Raw genomic sequence first — 16271 nt, 5'->3', positions numbered from 1 at the left:
CCCCCCCCAGCCCCAATCGAGCAACAGGTAAGGAGGTGACCACAGGACGGGCCCCCTCCACCATGCTTCGCATGGTCCCCCTCCCCGTGCCGGGGAGGATTTGGCAGGTCGTCATCACTTCTGCTCCAGCATCAATTTGGCGGTCGCCTTGGCGCTCATCACCACGCCGGGAATGCCCGCGCCGGGATGGGTGCCGGCGCCGACGAAATAGAGATTGGGGATGTTCGCGTCGCGATTGTGGACGCGGAAAAAGGCCGACTGGGTCAGGATCGGCTCGAGGCTGAAGGCGCTGCCGAGATGGGCGTTGAGGTCGTGCGCGAAGTCCGACGGCGCGTAGCTGAACTTGGTGACGATCCGCTCGTGAATGTCCGGGATCAGCCGCGCGCCGATCTCATCGAGGATGCGCTTCTCCAGGATCGGCCCGATCTCGTTCCAGTCGACCGGGAACTTGCCGAGATGCGGGACCGGGGCGAGCGCGTAGAAGGTCGAATGCCCCTCGGGCGCCAGGCTGGGATCGGTCACCGTCGGATGATGGAGATAGAGCGAGAAATCCTCCGCCAGCACGCCATGGTCGTAAATGTCGGCGAGCAATTCGCGATAGCGCGGGCCGAACAGGATCATGTGGTGCGGAATGCCCGGCCAGGTGCCCTTGATGCCGAAATGGACGACGAACAGAGAGGGCGACCAGCGCTTGCTCTCGAGCCGGCCGACGCGGCGCTGTGCGCTGCGCGATCCCGCCAGCAGGTCGCGATAGGAATGCATCACGTCGGCATTGGTCGCGACCGCATCGGCCTCGCCCGACCATCCGCTGGCGGTGACGATGCCGGTCGCGTGGTCGCCCAGCGTCTCGATCCTTGCCACCGGATCGCCCAGCCGCAAAGTGCCGCCCAGCCGCTCGAACAAGGCGACCATGCCGGCAACCAGTTTGTTGGTCCCGCCGCGCGCGAACCACACGCCGCCATCGCGTTCGAGTTTGTGGATCAGCGCATAGATCGCGCTGGTGGTCATCGGATTGCCGCCGACCAGCAAGGTGTGGAAACTCAGCGCCTGGCGCAGTTTCTCGTTCTTCACGAAGCCCGAGACGACCGAATAGACCGACCGCCACGCCTGGTAACGCATCAATGCCGGCGCGGCGGCGACCATCTGGCCGAAATCGAGGAACGCGGCCGAGCCGAGCTTCTCATAGCCTTCGCGATAGACGTTGCCCGAATAGTCGAGAAAGCGGCGATATCCGGCGACGTCGTCGGTATTGAGCCGCGCGATCTCGGCATGAAGCTGGGCGTCGTCGTTCGAATAATCGAAGCTGGTGCCGTCGCGCCAGTTGAGCCGGTAGAAGGGCATGACCGGCATCAGCTCGACGTCGCGCGCGATGTCCTGCCCGGTCAGCGCCCATAATTCGTGGAGCGCCGCGGGATCGGTGATGACGGTCGGACCGGCATCGAACGTGAAACCGTCACGTTGCCAGAAATAGGCACGGCCGCCGGGCTTGTCGCGCGCTTCGACGATGGTCGTCGCGACTCCGGCCGATTGCAGCCGGATCGCCAGCGCGAGCCCGCCGAAACCGGCGCCGACGACGATCGCGCGCTTCATGCGTGCTGCCTGCGGATCGCCGCGATCGCGCGGCCGACCGGCACCGGGGGTTTGCCGCTCAGGATGCGGGCCTTGTCCATCACGCTCGATCGTCCCGCATAGAATCGTCCTATAAGGCCCGGACCCAGCCGATAAAAGCGTTCGAGGATGCGGTAACGCTCTTCGGGCTCGGCAGCGCGGAACAGCATGGCATCGAGCGTACGGTAAAAGGTACGGTCGGCCCAGGCGCTGCTCGCCATGCCATAGGTCAAATCGTACAAAGCCGGGGTAGAAAGATCGCTCGCCACGGCAATCCGCGCCGCCAGCCGCACCGCATCGGGCAGCGAATAGCCTGTGGTCGGGTGGAACAGTCCGGCGCGGAGACCCGCCTTGGGCACTTTCGCACCGCCCGCGCGCCAGAACGCGTCGAAATCCCCACCGATCGCAACCGGCAGCGCGCCGGTTTCCTCACGCGACACCGCTTCGGTCACCCAACCCCGGCCCAGCGCATATTCGTGGATCCGGTCGACCAGCGCGTCGCGATCGATCGTCGGCGTGTCGCTGTAATAGGTGTCCTCGACGAACATCCGTGTCGCAGTAAAGGGCAGCGAATAGACGAAGCGATAGCCGTCGATCTGCTCGACCGTCGCGTCCATGATTGTCGGCCGCGTCACGTCGTGCGGCTCGGCCAACAGCAACTCGCGCCCGACGAATTTCTGCCAGCCGAGATCGAGCGCCGACATGTCGCCCGGCCCGCGCGCGTCGATAATCCCCTTGGCCTCGATCCGGTCGCCATTCGCCAGCACCACCGCGGTGGTGCCGACCCCCAGCGCCTTTTGCGCGATCAACTGGCCGGGGGCGAGGCTCGCGCGCACCACACGATCGAAGCGTTCGGACTCGATCGAATAATAGCTCGACGAAAGCGTCCGGGCATGCGCCGGAAAAGCGACTTCGTAACCGCGCCAGCCATAGGAAACGAGCGGCGCGGCGAGCCAGCGATCCTCTTTGGCGACGTCACGCTCGAAGAACGACCAAACATGGTCGCCGCCGATTTGCGGGCTCGCCTCGATCAGCCTGAGGTCGAGATCGGGCCGCCTCCTGCGCAACGCGAGCGCGATCAATCCGCCCGCCAGTCCGCCGCCGACAATCGCTAGGTCACACTCAACTTGGCCTGCCATGACGAATCGCTACCCGTTTTGGTCGGGAGCGCAACCCATGGAGCGAGGCGTTTGAGCCGCTCGGACGAATCGCCTGTGGACAGATCGTCTTCGGCGTCTGTTTGAAAACGCGCTGAGGGCGCGTTTCACGGCACCAGCCCGCTCCCCCACCCGACCTCCCATAGAATAAACTGATTGGGAGGTCGGGTGGGGGAGCGGGCTGGTGCGGTCTCAAAACTCGCTCTTTCGCGAGTTTTCAAACAAACCCTCAAGCCGCCTGGCGCAGCGGCATTTCGGTCGCCATCGCCGCCGCTACCGAGGGCCGCGCGCGCATCGCGGCGCGCCATGCCTTCAACCCGGGCCAGTCCTCCAGGCTCAATCCGGCAAATTCGGTCCAGTTGAGCACCGCGAGCAGATAGGCGTCGGCGACCGAGAAGCTGTCGAGCAGATAGTCGCGCCCGGTCAAATGCGCCTCGAGCAGCCCGAACCTCTTGGCGACCAGATCCCGCGACCACTCGCGCGCACCTTCGGTCGAATGCCGCGACATCAGCGGCGCGAACACGCCCTTGTGGATCTCGGTCGAGATGAAGTTGAGCCATTTCGTCAGCTCGTACCGTTCGCGCGTATAAGGCGGCGGCGCCAGCACGCCTTCGGCGGCAAGATCGGCGATATAGGTCAGCACCGCCGGCCCCTCGGTCAGGGTCACGCTGCCCGCTTCCATTGCCGGCACATAGCCCATCGGGCTGATCTCGCTGAACGCGCGGCCGTCGGGCAATGTGCCGTCCGGCACGACCTGAATGAAATCGGCATCCAGTTCGGCTTCGTTGATCGCGATGCGAGTCGCCAGGCTGCAGGCGAAGGGAATGAAATAGAGCTTCATGACGATCCTCCTGGGGGCTTGTTTATTTTTGTACCAATCCGCATAAATAATCCCGACGTCAAGGATTCTTTGCAAGTTGGTACAAAACTCAGAAAACCGGCCTCGCCGCGGGCGGCCACGGAGCTTCGATGCGGGTGAGGTGCTGGGCGCCGCCACCGAGCGGTTTCGGACACGCGGTTATGCCGGCACCTCGCTCGACGACCTGGTCGACGCGACCGGCCTGCAGCGCCCCAGCCTCTACGCCGCGTTCGGCGACAAGCGCGCGCTCTATTTGGCGTCGCTCGATCGCACGATCGACCGCGCCGGGCGCGCCCTCGATCAGCTGATCGAGGCCGACCTGCCGCTCGAGCAGAGCCTGAAAGTGATGTTCCGCGCCGTGATCGACGGCTTCCTGACCGGCGAGACCGGACCGTCGGGCTGCATCATGGTGTCAACCTCCGCCACGAGCGCGGTTGACGATGCCGAGATCCGCGCCCGGCTGGCGGCCTTTGTCGAGTTGGAGGACGGCAAGATCGAGCAATTGCTGGCCGCGCGCGGCGACCCGCGCGCCGCGGCGCATGCCCGCGTGGCGACATCGGTGATCCATTCGCTCAGCGTGCGCGCCCGCGCCGGCGCCACGCGCGAGGAACTCGAGACACTGGCCGCCGATTGTGTCGCGCTGATCTCCCGGTGACGGCGGTCGATCCTTGCCCTAGCGTCCGGACGTGATCCGTCATTCTCTCCTCGTCGATCGCCGCGCCTTGGTCGCCGCGATCGGCGCCATCGCCCTGTTCGCCGCGATCGAAATTGCCTGGGGACGCCCGCCGATCTGCCCGTGCGGCCATGTCGCCTTATGGGCCGGCGACCCGAACAGTCCGGAGAACAGCCAGCAATTGAGCGACTGGTATTCGCTCAGCCATATCATTCACGGCTTCCTGTTCTACGGTCTGCTCTGGTCCGTCCTGCCCGGGCGGCTGCGGGTCTGGGCGCTGCCGCTCGCGGTGGTGATCGAAGGCGGCTGGGAATTGCTCGAAAACTCTCCGATCATCATCGACCGATACCGCGCGGCGACGATCGCGGTGGGCTATTCGGGCGACTCCATCCTCAATTCGATGAGCGATATCGTCATGATGATGATCGGCTTCGCGTTCGCGCGGCGGTTGCCGGTTTGGGGAACGGTAGCGCTGGCGATATTCTTCGAACTGCTGGCGCTGGCGGTGATCCGCGACAATCTCACGCTCAACGTGCTGATGCTGGTCCATCCGGTCGACGCGATCCGCGTGTGGCAGGCGGGCGGCTGACCTCGTTTCAGCGTCGCTGGGACCCGCGCCGCACCGCCAATCCGGCCCCGCTCAATAATAGCTGCCGGTCTTCAGGCATTTCTGCCAGTGCGACATCGCGCGCATGCGGCAGGTGCCGTCGGAGCACAGCGCCACGTCGGCCTGGTATTTCTGCGCGCATTCCTTCTTGTCGCCCTTGCCGGCCATCGCCGCCGATGTCGTGTCCGCCTTGGCGCTGGGCGGGCCGAGCAGCGCCTTCATCTCGGGCGAACTGGCATAATCCGCAGGGATCCGCCCGGCGGCGTCGCGCAGCGAGCGGCTGGCGCCATGCGCGAGCAACACCTTGGCCGCCTTGATGCGATCGCGGGAAGCGGCGCTGTGGAGCAGGCCGGACCCGACATCGTCCTTCTGGTTGGCGCCGACGCAATCCTCCAGCAACAGCGCGAGCTCGTCGGGATGGTTGTACCAGATGTCGTCGCGCGCCCGCAGGATCGGCCGCATCGCCGCCGATCGGCCGTTATTGGCGCGCTCCGCGACGACCGCGGCGCACGAGCCGTTCGCGCCGCCATTCGCCGCCACCGGCCCATCCGCGGGGCGGGTCGATACCATCGCCGGCGCCTGCATCGCTTTCGCCAACGCCGCCTTGACCATCGTGCCGGTGGCGACGTCATAGGGTTTCAGCCCGGCGGCGGTTTTCAGATTAGGGTTCGCACCGCGCGTCAGCAGCGCATTGACCATCTCCAGATTGCCGGCATCCGCGGCGGAGTGAAGCAGGGTATAGCCTTCCTCGCTCTGCATATTGATGTCGAACTGGCCGCTATCGATGATCGCCAGCGCATCGGCATTGTGCTTGATCGTGATGTCATATTGCGCGGTGACGAAGGGGTCCGCCTGGGCCCGCAATCCCGACGCCGTCCCCGATCCGGCCAATGCGGCGGCCAGCGCCCAACCCATCATCCGCTTCATCGCTTGTTCGCCCGCTGCCAGTTATGCGCGGGATATGGACGCGATTTCAGCGAGCTGGCTTGGAATAAACTGACAAAAGGCGACCCTCTTCGCAGGGCCAGCGGCAGCGGCTTCAATAGCGTAGGGCAATGGCGTACCACGGGGCCGTGACCATGCTTGCCGCCATCACATTGTCCGCCATCGCCATGACGCTGATCGTCGGGCTGCGCTACCTGGCCAGCAGTGGAGCGTTCGCGCTCGCGACACGCGCGGTGCGGCCGGGGCTCTATGCCGGGCTCGACAAGCAGATCCGGCGAGAGATTGGCTGGAGCCTCGCGTCCGCAGCGATCTATGGCGTGCCCGCCGGCGTGGTCGCCTGGGGGTGGCAGAATCGCGGATGGTCGCGAATCTACGCCGACATCCACGCCTTTCCGCTCTGGTATCTGCCGCTGTCGGTGCTGCTCTACCTGCTGGCGCACGACACCTGGTTCTACTGGACGCATCGCTGGATGCATCGTCCGGCGCCGTTCCGGCTGGCGCATGCCGTCCACCATGCCAGCCGCCCGCCGACCGCCTGGGCGGCGATGGCGTTCCACCCGATCGAGGCGCTGACGGGCGCCGTCGTCATTCCGGCTCTGGTCTTCGTGATCCCGATCCATATCGGCGCTTTGGCCTTTGTGCTTGGAATCATGACGCTTATGGGGGTGACCAATCACATGGGGTGGGAAATCTTTCCGCGCTTCCTGTGGCGGGGACCATTGGGGGCGTGGCTGATCACCGCCAGCCATCATCAAAGGCATCATGCCGAGTATAGGTGTAATTATGGGCTCTATTTCCGCTTCTGGGATCGCCTCTGCGGCACCGACCGCGGGGTCGGCGGGTTCGCGCGCGGCGAAGGCCGGCGCCATGATCGTGCTGGGGGTGCTGCTGCCGGCGGCGGCGCCGGTGGCCAGCCCGGCCGCCAATGAGCTCGGGAACCTGGAGATCGATGTCGCCGGTATGCGCTCGGCGCGGGGCCTGATCCGCGTCTGCCTGACCGCCGATCCCAAGAATTTCCCCGGTTGCGTCGACGATAAGCGCGCCGTCACGCGATCGGTCCCGGCGGGCCAGCATATCATCCGGTTCGACGGCCTGCCGCCCGGCAAGTACGCCGCGGCGTTGATTCATGACGAGAATTCAAACGCGAAGCTCGACACGCTGATGGGAATCCCACGCGAAGGTTTCGGGTTCACCCGCAACCCGCCGATCCGATTCGGACCGCCGCGCTTCACCGCTGCCCAATTCGCACTAGGCGGCGTTGCCGAAACGCAACAGGTGACGATGCGCTATATGCTTTAGTATCTGGCGCACGGACACAAAACGCCCGGGTGGCGTTGCTTTACCCAAACGTCATCCTGATCGGAGCCTGCCCCGTGCGTCTTTTGCTGATTGCCCCCGCCTTGTTGCTCGCCGCGCCCGCCTTTGCGCAGGACACCAGTCCGCCGCCACCCGCCGCGCCGGAACAGCTCGATACCGGCAAGGACACCGTCACGGTTGGTGCCGGCGCGGTCTATATGCCCGATTACGAAGGCGCCGATCATTCGGGCTTTTCCGCCGTGCCCGCGGTGATCGGATCGGTATCGGGGTTCAATTTTCAGCTGATCGGCAATCGCTTTTCGGCCGACCTCATTCCGAACAAGCCCGGTCCCAATTGGGATTTGCAGGCGGGCCCGGTCGTGGTGCTCGACCTCAATCGTTCGCTGCTGTCATATATCGACGACCCCCGCGTCCGCGCGCTCGGCAAGCGCGACCGCTCGCTCGAAGTCGGAGGCTATGTCGGGATCGGCAAGACCGGCGTGATCACCAGCCAATACGATCAGCTGTCGGTTTCGGTCAGCTATCGCAAGGGCGTGACCGGTGCTCAGCGCGGCGCGATCTGGTCGCCGACGATCAACTATCTGACGCCGCTCAGCCGCAAGGCGGCGGTCGGCCTGTTCGCTTCGGCCGAACATGCCGATCGCGACTATGGACGCGCCTATTTCGATGTCGACGCCGCGGGCAGCCTCGCGAGCGGCCTGCCCGAGTTCAACACCCGCGGTGGGTGGAAGAGCTGGACCGCGGGCGGCTTCGCGACGGTGGCGCTGACTGGCGACCTGCTCCACGGCTTCAAGCTGGTGGCGGGCGGGACGTACAAGCGCCTGCTCAACGATTTCGCCGACTCGCCGATCGTCTCGATCGCCGGCAACCGCAACCAGTGGTTGGGCGGCGCGGGGATTGCGTACACTTTCTAGGGCGCGGGCGGCTTGTGATTGCGATCGCAATCACAAGACTCGCCGCGTCGGCCGTCTGACGTCGCGATCAGCGGGACGCTGGTCCGGATCAGTCAAATAAATCGACATCCGCTGCATCCTTGCGGATCGCGGCTTCGTACCTCTCGTACCGGCGCTCCAAGGCGGGGCGTGCGGTGCGATGCATTGGGCATCGTGCATCCGTGAAACGCCCTGCCATCTCAGCCGTGAAGGAGTGTCCGTTACCCGAACAGAGAGGATGAACGATGGCAGACGATCTACAAGTGATCGACGTGTTGGACGCCCGCGTCAAACGACGCGGCGAACGGCGCGACTTCTTCAAATCTGCCATTGGAGCCGCCGCGGTCGGCGCCGGGATGATGGCCGCCGGGCGCCCGGCCTTCGCGCAGAGCGTGACCGACGCCGATGTGCTCAACTTCGCGCTCAACCTGGAATATCTCGAGGCGCAATTCTATTCCTATGCCGCGACCGGCATGGGCCTTCCCGCCAACATGCTCGACGGCACCGGCACGCAGGGCGGCGTCGTCGGCGGGACGAAGGTCAATTTCACCGATCCGGTCGTCTCCGCCTACGCCCAGGAAATCGCCAAGGACGAGGTCGCGCACGTCGCGTTTCTGCGCTCCGCTTTGGGCGGGGCCAAAGTCGCCCAGCCAGCGATCGATGTCGGCGGGACAGACCCCAACGGCGCCTTCAGCACCGCGGCGCGGGCCGCTGGACTGGTGGGTCCAGGCGTTGCCTTCAATCCCTATGCCAGTGACGAGAACTTCCTGCTCGGCGCGTTCATCTTCGAAGATGTCGGGGTGACCGCGTACAAGGGCGCCGCGCCGCTGATCACCAACAAGACCTATCTCGAAGCGGCCGCCGGCATCCTTGCCGTCGAGGCCTATCACGCGGCGATCGTGCGCACGACGCTCTACGGCAAGGGCATCGCGACGCCGAGCCTGCGTACTGCGGCCGACCTGATCTCCAACGCGCGCGACAGCCTCGACGGGTCGAGCGACGATGACCAAGGCATCTCGCCGGTCGGCGGACTGGGCGGCACGGGATCGAACATCGTCCCGCTGGACGCCAACGGCCTCGCCTACAGCCGGACGACGGGCCAGGTGCTCAACATCGTCTATCTCAACAAGAATGCCGTCGGCATGGGCGGCTTTTTCCCGGCGGGGGTCAACGGCCTCATCAAGACCAGCGCCAACAACGCCTGACAGCGAGCGAAAGGAGATTTGCAATGATCGAACAGACCAAAGCGCTCGCCCTCATCGAGGCGACCGAAGCACGCCGGGCCGACCGGCGGCGATTCCTGACCATGGCGGGTGGCGGCGCCGCGGCGCTCGGCGGCCTCGCCTTGTTGTCGGGTTGCGGCGGCGACAACGGCTCTTCCTCGTCGATGCCACCGTCAACGCCGACGCCGACTCCTGCCCCTACCCCCACGCCGACCGCGGTTACCGATGTCGACATCCTCAATTTCGCGCTGAACCTCGAATATCTCGAGGCGCAATTCTACAGCTATGCGGTGACCGGCGCGGGCCTGCCTGCCAATCAGCTCACCGGAAGCGGCGTGCAGGGCGGGGTAACGGGCGGCCGGGCGGTGCCGTTCAGCGATCCGGTGGTGCAGCAATATGCCCGGGAGATCGCCCAGGACGAAACCGCGCACGTCGCCTTTCTGCGCAGCGCGATCGCTTCGGCCGGTGGACAAGCGGTGGCGCAACCGGCGATCAATATCGACGGCGGCATGGCGGGCGCCTTTACCGCGGCGGCCCGCGCGGCCGGGGTGATCGGCCCGGCCGATACGTTCGACCCTTATGCCAGCGACGAAAACTTCCTGCTCGGCGCGTTCATCTTCGAGGATGTCGGGGTGACCGCATATAAAGGCGCCGCGCCGCTGATCACCAACAAGACCTATCTCGAAGCGGCCGCCGGCATCCTTGCTGCGGAGGCCTATCATGCCGGACTGGTACGGACGGTGCTCTACCGCAAGGGGATCGCCAACCCCACGCTCAAACTGATCGAGAATGCCGGCAAGATCAGCGACGTGCGGGATGCGGTCGACGGACCCGACGACCTCGACCAGGGAATCGCGAGTCCCGATGGTGGCGTCACCTCCAACATCGTGCCGACCGACGCCAACGGTCTCGCCTTCAGCCGCAACACCGGCCAGGTGCTGAACATCGTCTATCTGTCCAAGTCGATGCTCTCGTCGGGCGGGTTCTTCCCGGCGGGTGTCAACGGCACGCTCCGGGTTAGCGCCGCAAGCTGATCCGTCGGGCACCAGGCTAAACTCCCGACTCGGGCCGCGCGCCGCCTCTTCATCGCGCGGCCCTTTCTTTTGTTTCCACAAGCGCCTAGCTTGCGTCATCCCCGGGGGACCGCTCTGTCGCGGTTGAGAGGGAGGCCGCAGCCTCCGACCCGCTGAACCTGATCCGGTTGAGACCGGCGGAGGGAGTGGGCGGCTTTCACTCGAAATCCGTGTCCTCGCTCCGACACTGGAGTGAGTTTGCATGGCCGACATCCCAGCGCGTACCGAAATCGGCGTGACCACCGGACCCATAAGGGGCAGCCGCAAGATCCATGTCGGTCCGCTGAAGGTCGCGATGCGCGAGATCGACCTCGAGCCCGGCTGCGGCGAGCCGCCGTTGCGCGTTTACGACACGTCGGGTCCGTACACCGACCCCGCTGCCCGGATCGACATCCAGGCCGGCCTGCCCAATCTCCGCCGTCCGTGGATCGAGGCGCGCGGCGACGTCGAAAGCTATGACGCCCGCCACATCCGGCCGGAGGATAACGGCCAACTCGGCCCCGATCGCTCCGGCGGCGTCGATCCCTTCCCCAATGTCGTGAAGCGCCCCTTGCGCGCCAAGCCGGGGATGAACGTCAGCCAGATGCATTATGCCCGCCGCGGCATCATCACCCCCGAGATGGAATATGTCGCCGAGCGCGAGAATCTCGGTCGCGCCCGCCTCGCCGAATATGTCCGCGACGGCCAGGATTGGGGCGCCGCCATCCCCGATTACGTCACGCCCGAATTCGTCCGCGACGAAATCGCCCGCGGCCGCGCGATCATCCCCAACAACATCAACCACCCCGAATCCGAGCCGATGGCGATCGGCCGCAATTTCCTGGTCAAGATCAACGCCAATATCGGCAATTCGGCGGTCGCCTCCAATGTCGCCGCCGAAGTCGACAAGATGGTCTGGTCGATCCGCTGGGGCGCCGACACGGTCATGGACCTGTCGACCGGGCGCAACATCCACGATACGCGCGAATGGATCATCCGCAACTCGCCCGTGCCGATCGGCACCGTGCCGATCTATCAGGCGCTGGAGAAAGTCGGCGGCGTCGCCGAGGACCTGACCTGGGAAATCTTCCGCGACACCTTGATCGAACAGGCCGAACAGGGCGTCGACTATTTCACCATCCATGCCGGCGTCCGCCTGCCGTACGTGCCGCTGACCGCCAAGCGCGTCACCGGCATCGTCAGCCGCGGCGGGTCGATCATGGCGAAATGGTGCCTGTCGCACCACAAGGAGAGCTTCCTCTACGAGCGGTTCGACGAGATCACCGAGATCATGAAGGCGTATGACATCGCCTATTCATTGGGCGATGGTCTGCGCCCCGGATCGATCGCCGACGCCAATGACGAAGCGCAATTCGCCGAGCTCTATACCCTGGGCGAGCTGACAAAGCGTGCCTGGGCGCAGGACGTTCAGGTAATGATCGAGGGCCCCGGCCACGTGCCGATGCACAAGATCAAGGAGAATATGGACAAGCAGCTGGAGGCGTGCGGCGAGGCACCCTTCTACACGCTCGGGCCGCTGACCACCGACATCGCGCCGGGTTACGACCATATCACCAGCGGCATCGGCGCCGCGATGATCGGCTGGTACGGCACGGCGATGCTTTGCTACGTCACGCCCAAGGAGCATCTCGGCCTGCCCGACCGCGACGACGTGAAGGTCGGCGTGGTCACGTATAAGCTGGCCGCCCACGCCGCCGATCTGGCCAAGGGCCATCCGGCCGCCAAGATGCGCGACGACGCGCTCAGCCGCGCCCGCTTCGAATTCCGCTGGCGCGACCAGTTCAACCTGTCGCTCGATCCCGACACGGCGGAGCAATATCACGACCAGACCCTGCCCGCGGAAGGCGCCAAGACCGCGCATTTCTGTTCGATGTGCGGGCCGAAATTCTGCTCGATGAAGATCACGCAGGAAGTGCGCGACTTCGCGGCGAAACAGAATTCGGCGCCGGAGACGTTCATTGCTGCCGAAGAAGCCGAGGCCGGGATGGCGAAGATGAGCGAGCTGTACAACGAGACTGGGCGGGAGTTGTACATGGGTGCTGGCGGGCGGGAGCACGATTGAACCGAGAGCGCCACGGTTTGGTTGAAAAGGTGCAGCGACGTGCGTCGAAATAAATTGACCAATCAGACACTACGCGCTGAATAGACCAATGGCGAGCATTCTAGGGTTTAGGGTTCGAAATTTCCGTTCCCTAAAGGAAATTACGTTCGGCAAAATCTATGCGGACCGATCCGAAGCGGTTGGCGCAGAGCTGACGCCGCTCACCGCAGTCATTGGAAGAAATGGTGTCGGAAAGAGTACTCTCTTCGATGCGTTTGGTTTTCTTTCTGATGCCTTGAGAGTGGGTGTCGAAGAGGCGTGCGACGCTCATGGACGTGGAGGTTTCGAAAGGATCAGGTCCCAAGGGGAGATCGGCCCAATCTCGTTCGAAATCTACTACAGGGAGGCTCCACAGTCTCGACCGATCACCTATGAGGTGGCGTTTGACACCGATCAAAGCGAAAGGCCCTTTGTTGCAAGCGAGAGACTTCGACAGAGACGCAGAGGTCAGAAACATGGGCGGCCATTTTCTTTTCTATATTTGAATCATGGCAAGGGCGCTGCTTGGGTTGGCGACAACGCCGGGATCAACATCGAAGATGAAAAGATCAGTGTAGAAGAGTTATTCGAAGCTAGCGAAGAGAGCGGTGAAAGTGAAAAAGTCGAGATGGATGATACTCGCCGTCTCGGTATTGCAACATTAGGTGCGTTGAAGCAGCATCCCAGAATTTCCGCATTTCGTCGTTTTATCGAAGGTTGGCATCTAAGTTATTTCACGCCAGACGCCGCTCGAGCACTTCCCATGGCTGGGCCCCAAAGGCATCTCAATGTCCATGGCGACAACTTAGGCAACGTCGTCCAATTTATGGAGCGAGAGCATCCAAGGAGATTTTCAGAAATTCTGAAGAGGATTGCTTCTAAGATACCTGGAATAACCAGCATTGACACAAAACGGACTGATGACGGTCGTTTGTTGCTGCGGTTTAATGAGCTTAGCTTCTCGGATCCTTTCTTCGCGCAACAAATGTCAGATGGGACGTTAAAGGTTTTTGCTTATCTCCTGTTACTTGAGGACCCCGCGCCGCCACCCTTTCTCTGCATCGAGGAGCCGGAAAACGGTCTTTACCATAAATTGCTGGAATCGTTGGCTCACGAATTTAGGCAACATGCTACCGGGAAGTCGAATGCGTCTCAAATATTCCTCACCACTCATCAACCGTATTTAGTTGACGCCCTCAGGCCTGAAGAGGTTTGGATTATGGAGCGAGGCTCGGACGGATTCTCGACGATTCGTCGGGCATCAGATGACGAATTGGTGAAAAACTTGGTGAGCCAAGGTCTACCCTTGGGCGGGTTATGGTATAGCGACTATCTGGATGTCAAATAATGCATCTTGAGATATGCGTCGAGGATGCTTCTGGTAAAATTCTCTTGGAAAATATACTGCCGAGGATCGTTCGCGACGATATTACTTGGCGCGTCCACGGCTACAGAGGCATTGGGAGGATACCCAAGGGTTTACAATCCACGGATAACGCAGAGCATAGAATCATACTCGATAGCCTTCCAAAGCTTATAAGAGGCTGCGCGAACACTCCCTACGTGACAGCCCTCATAATCATCGTCGATACGGATAGCCGCGATTGTAAGGACTTCTTGAAAGAGCTGAAATCCGTGCACCAAGAAATAGCACCCGCTGCTAACGTGATTTTCCGACTAGCGATTGAAGAAATGGAGGCATGGCTGTTGGGTGACCCCGAGGCCATCAAGGCGGCCTATTCAAATGTCCAAGAAGGGCCCATGAAAGCCTACAAACAAGATTCCGTTTGCGGGACATGGGAGATTCTAGCTGACGCGGTGCATCCGGGTGGTTCGGCGGCACTGATTGCTGCCGGATGGCCAGCTCCCGGTGTAGCGAAGTGTGAGTGGGCGGCGAACATCCCGCCCCATATGGATTTCGGTGCAAACAAATCCCCCAGCTTTAAAAAGCTGCTGCAGGCCTTGGCGCCATTTTCCTGATCTCCAGGAATGCCCCATCTCGCCCACATCGCCCTGATCGTTCGCGACTATGACGAAGCGCTCGCTTTCTATGTCGGCAAGCTTGGCTTCACCCTGGTCGAGGACACATACCAGCCCGAACAGGACAAGCGCTGGGTGACGATCCGTCCGCCGGGCGCGCCGGCGGGCGCTACTACCATTCTGCTCGCGCGTGCCTCCAACGAGCATCAGGCGAACTATATCGGCGACCAGGCCGGCGGGCGGGTGTTCCTGTTCCTCGCCACCGACGATTTCGAGCGCGATCATGCCGCGTTCACCGCCGCCGGGATCGAGTGGGTGCGGCCGCCGGCGACCTATGATTATGGGCGAGTCGCGGTGTTCAAGGATCTGTACGGCAACCTTTGGGACCTCATACAATTCTCGTCGGGGCATCCGAGCACGGCCTAATTCCTCCCCGGAACGGGGAGGGGGACCATTGCGCAGCAATGGTGGAGGGGTCCCGCGAGGATCCCACCACAAGCGAAACGGCCAGCGGATCGTGGGCCCCCTCCACCACGCGCTAACGCGCGCGGTCCCCCTCCCCGTGCCGGGGAGGATTTTTCGGCCCGCCCGCCTCGGACTGAACCCTTCCACCCCTTGCGCGTTTCTCCACGCGACCGGGGGCTGGAGACACACCATGCACCTGCATTTCCTTGCCGTGGCCCTAGCGCTGCTGCCCGCCGCCGCGATTGCCCAGGAGGAGACGGCTCCGCCCCCGGACGTCGCCGTCGAGACGATCGGGCTCAAGCCGGGCGAGGCTCGGACATTCGTCCTGCGCCCCGGCGGGCACCATCAGTTGCTCGTCCCCGCGGCGATCGACGATCCCGGCGCGATCTCGGTCACCTATACCGACAATGCGGGAAAATCGGCGATCACGGTGACCAGCGCATCGGGGCCTATGACGTACAAGGTACTGTCCGATCCCACCGGGAGCGGCGGCTATGTCGATGCCGGGACCTTCACCATGCGCGGCAACGGCACGGCGACGACCGAGACCTTCGATCGCGATCTCGGCGCGATCGTCGTCGGCGAATTCACCCCGGCGAGTTGAGGAGCAAGCCCAGGATCGTTGCGCCACCGATTCGACTCGTCGGGCCGGGCCAGCTCGGTTAGGCTACGGGGATCGTCATCGATTTGGGGAAATGCGATGCTCACGAATCTCGGCCTGTCGCTATCGGCCTTTACCGAACTGCACGTCGTCATCAGCCTGGTCGGCATCGCCGCCGGGCTGGTCTTTTTCGTCGCATTGGCCGGCGGGCGTTGGCTGTCGCTGATGAACGGCCTGTTCCTGGTGTTCACCATCCTGACCAGCGTGACCGGCTTCCTGTTCCCGCCCAAGCCGATCGGGCCGCCGTTCATCTTCGGCGTGGTGTCGTTGGTCGTGCTCGCGGTGGCGCTCTACGCGCTCTACGGGGGCAAGCTCGCGGGGGGATGGCGGCGCGTGTTCCTGGCGACCGCCTTGTTCGCGCAATGGCTCAACATGGTCGTGCTGGTGGTGCAGAGCTATCAGAAGATCCCCGCGCTCCACGCACTGGCGCCGCTCGGCAACGAACCGGCCTTGTTGGCGACGCAAGGCGCGGTCGCGATCGTGGTCCTGTATCTCGCCTGGACGACCCTAAGGCGCCCCGCCGCTTGATGGCCAGAGCGACCGCTGTGATCTGAACCTAGCCTCTCCCCTTCAGGCGTTCGGGGTCGGTTGTGCCCCGGCACAATCTGAACGGTCCGGGGGGACCGTTCACCCCGAACGGGGATGGGGGCGGGGGATGCCTCACAGAGTGCCCTGCTTGAGACGCGGCCCC

17 protein-coding genes and 1 riboswitch are annotated in these 16271 nt (G+C 63.6%); of the genes, 13 read left to right on the top strand and 4 right to left on the bottom strand.

What is annotated here, in order from left to right:
- Window positions 1-114: 114 nt before the first annotated feature.
- From SPR01S_RS18810 to SPR01S_RS18800, 3 genes are all read right to left on the bottom strand, one after another.
- On the bottom strand, window positions 115-1590 hold the full coding sequence (locus tag SPR01S_RS18810) for a phytoene desaturase (protein WP_066592505.1): 1476 nt from the start codon (window positions 1588-1590) through the stop codon (window positions 115-117).
- A complete protein-coding gene (gene crtY / locus SPR01S_RS18805) occupies window positions 1587-2747 on the bottom strand; it encodes a lycopene beta-cyclase CrtY (protein ID WP_066592504.1) in 1161 nt (386 codons plus the stop codon). The genes SPR01S_RS18810 and crtY overlap by 4 nt, the downstream gene beginning before the upstream one ends.
- Window positions 2748-2994: 247 nt before the next feature.
- Window positions 2995-3606, bottom strand: a complete 612-nt coding sequence (locus tag SPR01S_RS18800) for a glutathione binding-like protein (RefSeq protein ID WP_066592503.1) — start codon at window positions 3604-3606, stop codon at window positions 2995-2997.
- Window positions 3607-3745: 139 nt separating this feature from the next.
- Here SPR01S_RS18800 and SPR01S_RS18795 point away from each other — a divergent pair, with 139 nt between their 5' ends.
- Window positions 3746-4279: a TetR/AcrR family transcriptional regulator gene (locus tag SPR01S_RS18795; protein WP_066592502.1), complete on the top strand. Its 534-nt coding sequence runs from the start codon at window positions 3746-3748 to the stop codon at window positions 4277-4279.
- Window positions 4280-4313: 34 nt separating this feature from the next.
- A complete protein-coding gene (locus tag SPR01S_RS18790; RefSeq protein WP_066592510.1) occupies window positions 4314-4886 on the top strand; it encodes a DUF2585 domain-containing protein in 573 nt (190 codons plus the stop codon).
- Window positions 4887-4937: 51 nt separating this feature from the next.
- On the opposite strand, the gene SPR01S_RS18785 is transcribed toward SPR01S_RS18790, so the two are convergent.
- Window positions 4938-5831: an ankyrin repeat domain-containing protein gene (locus tag SPR01S_RS18785; RefSeq protein ID WP_066592501.1), complete on the bottom strand. Its 894-nt coding sequence runs from the start codon at window positions 5829-5831 to the stop codon at window positions 4938-4940.
- Between the two features lie 152 nt (window positions 5832-5983).
- Here SPR01S_RS18785 and SPR01S_RS18780 point away from each other — a divergent pair, with 152 nt between their 5' ends.
- The 11 genes from SPR01S_RS18780 (at window position 5984) to SPR01S_RS18730 (ending at window position 16108) form a co-directional block, all read left to right on the top strand.
- Entirely contained in the window at window positions 5984-6778 is a 795-nt protein-coding gene (locus SPR01S_RS18780) for a sterol desaturase family protein (protein ID WP_066592500.1), read from the top strand.
- A complete protein-coding gene (locus tag SPR01S_RS18775) occupies window positions 6717-7148 on the top strand; it encodes a DUF2141 domain-containing protein (RefSeq protein ID WP_084251294.1) in 432 nt (143 codons plus the stop codon). Before SPR01S_RS18780 ends, SPR01S_RS18775 begins: the two co-directional genes overlap by 62 nt.
- A 74-nt stretch (window positions 7149-7222) precedes the next feature.
- Entirely contained in the window at window positions 7223-8080 is an 858-nt protein-coding gene (locus SPR01S_RS18770; protein WP_066592507.1) for a MipA/OmpV family protein, read from the top strand.
- Between the two features lie 263 nt (window positions 8081-8343).
- The gene (locus tag SPR01S_RS18765; RefSeq protein WP_066592497.1) at window positions 8344-9303 is read left to right on the top strand and encodes a ferritin-like domain-containing protein; all 960 of its coding nucleotides are present in this window, start codon (window positions 8344-8346) and stop codon (window positions 9301-9303) included.
- A gap of 23 nt (window positions 9304-9326) precedes the next feature.
- Entirely contained in the window at window positions 9327-10355 is a 1029-nt protein-coding gene (locus SPR01S_RS18760) for a ferritin-like domain-containing protein (protein WP_066592486.1), read from the top strand.
- A gap of 92 nt (window positions 10356-10447) precedes the next feature.
- Window positions 10448-10557, top strand: a riboswitch (TPP riboswitch).
- Between the two features lie 39 nt (window positions 10558-10596).
- Complete coding sequence (thiC, locus tag SPR01S_RS18755; protein ID WP_066592480.1) at window positions 10597-12456, top strand: phosphomethylpyrimidine synthase ThiC; 1860 nt, start codon at window positions 10597-10599, stop codon at window positions 12454-12456.
- A gap of 88 nt (window positions 12457-12544) precedes the next feature.
- Complete coding sequence (locus SPR01S_RS18750; RefSeq protein WP_066592476.1) at window positions 12545-13822, top strand: AAA family ATPase; 1278 nt, start codon at window positions 12545-12547, stop codon at window positions 13820-13822.
- Complete coding sequence (locus SPR01S_RS18745; protein ID WP_066592474.1) at window positions 13822-14454, top strand: DUF4276 family protein; 633 nt, start codon at window positions 13822-13824, stop codon at window positions 14452-14454. The genes SPR01S_RS18750 and SPR01S_RS18745 overlap by 1 nt, the downstream gene beginning before the upstream one ends.
- Window positions 14455-14463: 9 nt before the next feature.
- Entirely contained in the window at window positions 14464-14880 is a 417-nt protein-coding gene (locus tag SPR01S_RS18740) for a VOC family protein (protein WP_066592471.1), read from the top strand.
- Between the two features lie 229 nt (window positions 14881-15109).
- A complete protein-coding gene (locus tag SPR01S_RS18735; RefSeq protein ID WP_066592468.1) occupies window positions 15110-15523 on the top strand; it encodes a hypothetical protein in 414 nt (137 codons plus the stop codon).
- 96 nt (window positions 15524-15619) lie between these two features.
- Window positions 15620-16108, top strand: coding sequence for a hypothetical protein (locus tag SPR01S_RS18730; RefSeq protein ID WP_066592454.1), 489 nt, complete (start codon window positions 15620-15622; stop codon window positions 16106-16108).
- The last annotated feature ends 163 nt before the right edge of the window (window positions 16109-16271 follow it).

This window comes from Sphingomonas pruni NBRC 15498, assembly GCF_001598455.1.
GTDB classification, from domain to species: domain Bacteria; phylum Pseudomonadota; class Alphaproteobacteria; order Sphingomonadales; family Sphingomonadaceae; genus Sphingomonas; species Sphingomonas pruni.
The sequence above is the reverse complement of the archived record's forward strand: the minus strand, read 5'-3'. Positions and strand labels throughout refer to the sequence as shown.